The sequence below is a fragment of the Oceanivirga salmonicida genome, assembly GCF_001517915.1.
GTDB lineage: Bacteria > Fusobacteriota > Fusobacteriia > Fusobacteriales > Leptotrichiaceae > Oceanivirga > Oceanivirga salmonicida.
This window is the reverse complement of sequence record NZ_LOQI01000143.1, coordinates 1-1,012: the sequence shown is the minus strand read 5'-3', so window position 1 is coordinate 1,012 and position 1,012 is coordinate 1. Positions and strand designations below refer to the sequence as shown.

1 protein-coding gene is annotated in these 1,012 nt (G+C 20.9%); it reads right to left on the bottom strand.

Translation table 11 applies throughout. From position 1 onward, the window contains the following. Positions 1 to 981 (bottom strand): ABC transporter transmembrane domain-containing protein (locus AWT72_RS08645; RefSeq protein ID WP_082680604.1); only part of this gene is annotated, 981 nt, incomplete at its 3' end. Between the last annotated feature and the right edge of the window lie 31 nt (positions 982 to 1,012).

Genomic DNA, 1,012 nt, shown 5'->3' with positions numbered 1-1,012 from the left:
AAATTTAATTTTATTTATATCTACAAGAGGCTTTTCTTTATAAGTTTCAACTTCAAAAGAATGCAAATAATGCTTAATACTATTTATTATTTCTTGACCACTAAAATAATTATTACTTATTGTCAATACATTATTTAAAGGAACTACAATCATACCCACTAATTGAGTGAATGCTATAACTTTTTGTAATGTAAAATCTCCAATTATAACAAAATATATACCAGTTATCCATACTCCTAAATATAAAATACTTGTTGACATATAATTAAACATTTCAACTTTAGAATTTAAATTAACAAATTTAATTTCAGATGCAAAATAATCTGTTTTATCTACTTTATATCGACTATAAACTTCTTTTTCTTTTTTTGCAAAAATTAAAGCTGATACACCTTGTACATAATCTAAGATTTTTGATATAAACTTTTTTTGTTTATTTATTACATTTTGTTTACTGTTCATTATACGATTTTTAAAAATTGTTGGGACTAATAACATAGGAACGCTCAAAATTAATATAAAAAATATAAATTCTGGCTTAATTATTATTGATACAATAGTAGCCAATATAAATTGAGTAAATAAATACCCACCCCAAAATATACTTGAAAAATATTTTTCTTGTATACTTTCAACTTGAGTAGTTAATGCTATTATTTCATTATTTTTCTGTTCATCTGTCTTATTTATATCTTGATTAAAAATTATATTCTTAAATATTTGTTCTCTTAAATCAAAAGTAAGTTTCTGAACTAATTTATTACTATAATATGATTGTATAAAATAACTAATCCCCTGAAACATTATATATATTATGGTTGCAAATAAAATAAATTTAAATTTAGCATAATTCCCAAATTTTGCTGTTTCTGCAAATGAATTTACTAAAAATGCTTCTGTTACTGTAATTACAGATACTAAAATACATAGTAAAAAATATTTTATAATTTCTTTTATATTAGATTTAAAAATCCTTTTCATTACTTTCTCCTAAAAATATGATATTTATGCT